The 4,286-nt window shown below is 74.1% G+C and carries 5 protein-coding genes; 1 reads left to right on the top strand and 4 read right to left on the bottom strand.

Annotation, left to right across the window (positions count from 1 at the left end; genetic code table 11):
- Nucleotides 1-145: 145 nt before the first annotated feature.
- The 4 genes from ACFV4F_RS39760 to ACFV4F_RS39745 form a co-directional block, all read right to left on the bottom strand.
- Nucleotides 146-841 (bottom strand): RDD family protein, encoded by a 696-nt coding sequence (locus ACFV4F_RS39760; RefSeq protein ID WP_380491055.1) that lies wholly within the window; start codon nt 839-841, stop codon nt 146-148.
- Between the two features lie 168 nt (nt 842-1,009).
- Nucleotides 1,010-1,156, bottom strand: a complete 147-nt coding sequence (locus tag ACFV4F_RS39755; protein WP_380510259.1) for a hypothetical protein — start codon at nt 1,154-1,156, stop codon at nt 1,010-1,012.
- Nucleotides 1,153-1,998, bottom strand: a complete 846-nt coding sequence (locus tag ACFV4F_RS39750; protein ID WP_380510256.1) for a DUF5937 family protein — start codon at nt 1,996-1,998, stop codon at nt 1,153-1,155. The genes ACFV4F_RS39755 and ACFV4F_RS39750 overlap by 4 nt, the downstream gene beginning before the upstream one ends.
- A 150-nt stretch (nt 1,999-2,148) precedes the next feature.
- Nucleotides 2,149-2,979, bottom strand: coding sequence for a neprosin family prolyl endopeptidase (locus ACFV4F_RS39745; RefSeq protein WP_380510254.1), 831 nt, complete (start codon nt 2,977-2,979; stop codon nt 2,149-2,151).
- Nucleotides 2,980-3,185: 206 nt separating this feature from the next.
- Between ACFV4F_RS39745 and ACFV4F_RS39740 the strand changes: the two genes are divergently transcribed.
- The coding region (locus ACFV4F_RS39740; RefSeq protein WP_380510251.1) for a helix-turn-helix domain-containing protein at nt 3,186-4,286 on the top strand (1,101 nt) is incomplete at its 3' end.

The raw sequence follows: 4,286 nt of genomic DNA, 5'->3' as shown, positions 1-4,286 counted from the left end.
GCGGGCACCCGCCGGGGGCCCGCGGGTTTCGGGCCCCCCTGGGGCGGGGCCCCGGCGCCCCGGGGCCGCGCACCACCCCGGGGCCCCCCCCCTCGGGGGGGGGCCCCGGGGTTCGGTCCGGTCCGGTCCGGGTGGTGCTCCGGGCTCAGGACTCCTTGATGACGAGGGTCTTCGCCGCCTTGTCGTGGAAGCACTGCTGCAGCGGCTTGTCCCAGAGGTGGGAGAGCACGTTCACCAGGTAGAACAGCGAGCCGATGCAGTAGACGGCCTGGGGCAGGCCGTAGACGGCGCTGCGGATCCACAGGTCGTTGTCGACCGGGCGGCCGCCGTGCTCGACCGAGACGACGCGCAGCTTCATGACCTTCTTGCCGACGGTCTGCTGGTCCTGGGTCATCATCATCAGGGCCTCGTAGCCGAAGACGACGATGCCGCTGACGATGCTGGACATGATCGCGCCGATCGCCGCCGCGACGGCGAACTGGACGATGAGCAGCGGGATCAGCAGGACGAGGGCGTCGATCAGGCGGGCCAGGAAGCGGTCGCCGGGGTTGGCCAGGACGCGGGTGCCGGGCGCCGTCGGGCCGTACGGGTTGGGGGCGCCGAGCCACGGCGGGAGCTGGGGACCGCTCGTCGGGTAGCCGCCGCCCTGCGGGTAGCCGCCCTGGGGCGGCGGCGGGTAGCCGTAGCCGGGCGGCGGGGTGCCGGGGCCGGGGCCGCCGGGCTGGGGGTCGTACGGGCCCTGCGGGACGCCGTAACCGGGCTGCTGCGGGGGCTGCTGGCCGTAGGGGTTCTGGGGGTTCGGCTCTGACGGGTAGCCGTAGCCAGGGGTTTCGTTGGTCATCGTCCCGCTCGTCTCGTTGTGGCTTAGGACTGAAGGTGTAGCGGCTCGACCGAACCTTTAGGAAGAGTTTGGGATCAACTGTTACGTGAACAAAGATGATTCGCGACTATTCGACGATGGGTCCGGTCCGTCGGTCCGGACCGGGGCCCGGCGCCGGCCGCGGGGTCCTCAGCCCTGCGGCGATTGCGATGCCCCGAGGAGTGCCTCGGCCGCCTCGGTGCGGGCGTAGAGGACGTGGCGGCCGGTGCGGTGGGCGGTCAGGAGACCGGCGGTGCGGAGGGTGGTGAGGTGCTGGGAGACGCCGCCCGGGGTCATGCCGGTGCGGTGGGCGAGTTCGGCGGTGGTGGCGGGTTCGTCGAGTTCGGTGAGCAGGAGGGCCCGGCCGCGGCCGAGGACGGCGGCGAGTGCCCGGGAGGGCTCGTGGCGGCGGCGTTCCCAGAGGGTCGCGATCCCGCGTGGCGGGTAGCGCAGGGTGGGCTGCCAGGCGGGGCGCTGATCGAGAAGACCTGCGGCCACACGAAGACGGACGGCACGAGGAGCAGGCCGCGGCCGCCGAGGCGGTGGCCGCCACGGGTGTGGTGGTGGCCGATGGAGAGCGTGTCGGAGTCCCAGCTGACCTGTGGGGCGAGGTCGTTGAGGAACTGCTGGGCGCCGCCTCGGGCGAGGAGGCGGGCGCGGTGGATGATGTCGCTCTCCACCAGGGCGCGGATCCTCGGCCAGTGCGGTGCGACGGCGAGGTCCCAGAACGCCTCGATGGTGTCCGCGAGTCGGGCGAGCCGAGTGACCGGGTCATCGCGCAGGGCGTCGATGCGTGGCGACTGCGGCGCCCGGGGGGAGCGGAGAGCGGTCCGGACGTCCTCGGGCGGGGTCGCGCGCAGGGCGTCGAGTTCCAGGTGGAGGTCCGCCACGGGCGTGGTGGGCGGCGGGGCGAGGAACAGGGGGATCGTCCGGGGTGGTGGCGGCACGAGATCCGCCAGGAGGCCCCAGTCCAGCCCGGCGCCGGTCAGCCGGGCGCGGGCCGGCTCGGCCCACGGGCGGTGGAGCGGGTCGGGCGCGGGCAGGGTGAGGACCCGCGCGGCGGCCACCGCCTCCCAGAGCGGGGAGAGGGCGAAGCGGGTGAGGGCCAGGTCCCTGGTGGTGAATTCGAGTTCGAGCATGCGGTGGTCTCTCGTGGGGCGGGCGGTCCGCCGCTGGCCTCTCCTCTCTGCGACGTGCCGATGATCTCACCGGGGGCGCGTCCCTGTTCCGGGCAGGATCCGGCGGGGCGGGGCGGGGCGGGGGTGGGTCGGGCGCTGGGGGCGCGTCCGTCAGCAGGGGCCGGTGCCCGGGCCGCCGAGGTGGAAGGACGTCGGGGTGACGCGGCCCGCGTCGTAGAGGGCGGGGCTGGTGGAGGTGACGGTCAGGTGGGCGTCGTCGGCCGAGCCGAAGAGCTGGAAGTCGCGGATCCAGCCGGAACCCGGTGCGCTGCCGAAGCGGCCGTCGCCCATGGACTCGCACGTGCTGCCGGTGCCGTGGGCGACCTCGCCGAACGCGCTGATGACCTGGGTGCGGGTGTAGGTGCCGTTCCAGAGCGAGCCGGGGAAGTAGCCGACGGCGTGCTGGTCGTAGAAGATCCACCAGTCGCCGGCGAGGTTCCGGATTCCGAAGCGGGCGGCGTCGCCGGGCTGGAGCGCCATGCCGGCGGTGTAGACCGGGGAGACCTGGACGAAGCCGCACGCGTTGTAGCAGCTCTCCTTGCCGTCCACCCAGTGGTAGACGAACAGGTGCGGCAGGAGGTCGCCGTTGAGGCCGTAGTCGACCGTCCAGCCGACCTCGACGGTGGACTTGCGGTCGGTGGACTGGACGGCCAGCTCCTGGAGCGAATGCGCGTCGGTGTCACCGGACTTGAGGGTGGGCGAGGACTGCAGCATCCGGATGCTCGCGCCGGCGGCGTCGGTCTGCTGGCGGCCCGACACGTAGTCGTAGCAGGCGCCGAACCAGCAGATGGGGCCGGTGCCGTCGGCGAGGGGCGCGGCGGACGGTACGACGGGGGCTAACGCGGTGGTCGTGGCGGTTGCGGGGGTCGAAGCGGTCGCAGGGGCGGCGGTGAGGAGGCCGAGTGCCGCCGCGAGGGCGGCGGCGTTACGCCGAATACGCATGTGGGGGTCCATTCAGCGGAGGTGGTGGCCGTGAGTGAAGTCCGGCCGGGGGAGGGGGAGTTAAATCCCTACTTAAGCTCGCTTACGTGTGGGGTTAAGCTAGCGGCGGCCGCACCGGCACGCAATAGCCTGTGCGCGTCGACGAGGTGGCGACGCGACCGCGACGTTGTGGCGACGTGGTGGTGAGGGGAAGGCGGGGGAGCGCGATGACGAGCGACGACGGGGACGACCGGCTGCTGATCGGGCGGCGGATCCAGCAGCTGCGGGCCGAACGCGGCCTCACCCAGCGCGCGTTGGCCGAACCCGCCTACACGGCGGCGTACGTGTCGACACTGGAGTCCGGCAAGGCCCGGCCCTCCGACACCGCGCTGCGCTACCTCGCCGGACGCCTCGGCGTCAGCGCCGAGCAGCTCGCCACCGGACGGCCCGCCCACCTCGCCACCGACCTCCGGTCCCGGCTCGCCGACGCCCGGCAGGCCCTGTGCACCGGCGAACCGGCGGACGCGGCAGCGCAGTTCACCGCGCTGGCCGGTGAAGCCGACCGCTACGGCCTCGCCGACGAACGCGCCGCAGCCTTGGTGGGGTCGGGTGACTGCGCCTTGGAGGCGGGCGAACTCGACCAGGCCATAGGGCACTTCAGAGCCGCCGAGGACCTGCTCCGCGACGCCCCGCTCCCGCAGCGCATACCGGCCCTGCGCGGACGGGCCGTCGCCCACCTCCTCGCCGGCGACCTGCGCTACTCCTGCTACCTCCTGGAGAGCGCGATCGACCAGCTCAACGCCGCCGGCCTGCCCGACCCGCAGGCCCTGCTGCTCCTCTACTCCGCGATCACCGCCCCCTACCTGGACCTCGGCGCCCACCATCTCGCCGCCCAGGCCGCCGAACTCGCCCTCGCCCTGGCCCCGCAGGTCGACGACCCCGCCGCCGTGGCCCGGCTGCACCGCTCGGTGGCCCGCACCCTCCTCGCCGAGGGCCGCGCCGCCGAGGCCGACGCCTCCCTCGCCCGCGCCCAGGAGCTCTACCAGCAGCTCCGCATCCGCACCGAACTCGCCCACTGCCACTGGATGCGCGGCTACCTGCGCGCGCAGGACGGCGATCTTCCCGCCGCCGAGCGCGAACTCCGCACCGCCCGCCGCATACTGACCGAGCGCCGCGCGGTGCTGTACGTCCAGCAGATCGACGTGGAACTCGCCGACGTGCTGCGGCGGGGGGGGGGCCCCCCCGGCGCGGGGCGCCCCGGGCGCCCCCACGCCGCGGGGCCGGCCCCCCCACCCCGCCCCGGCCACACCCGCGGGGCCCCCCCCCCA

Origin of the sequence: Kitasatospora sp. NPDC059722 (assembly GCF_042733235.1) — a bacterium.
Taxonomy (GTDB): domain Bacteria; phylum Actinomycetota; class Actinomycetes; order Streptomycetales; family Streptomycetaceae; genus Kitasatospora.
This window is presented reverse-complemented; position numbering and strand designations above follow the sequence as displayed.

Bases quoted from the DNA above. Each gene is read 5' to 3' on its own strand.
- ACFV4F_RS39760 (WP_380491055.1), bottom strand. From the start codon at position 841: ATGACCAACGAAACCCCTGGCTACGGCTACCCGTCAGAGCCGAACCCC.
- ACFV4F_RS39755 (WP_380510259.1), bottom strand. From the start codon at position 1,156: ATGACCCCGGGCGGCGTCTCCCAGCACCTCACCACCCTCCGCACCGCC.
- ACFV4F_RS39750 (WP_380510256.1), bottom strand. From the start codon at position 1,998: ATGCTCGAACTCGAATTCACCACCAGGGACCTGGCCCTCACCCGCTTC.
- ACFV4F_RS39745 (WP_380510254.1), bottom strand. From the start codon at position 2,979: ATGCGTATTCGGCGTAACGCCGCCGCCCTCGCGGCGGCACTCGGCCTC.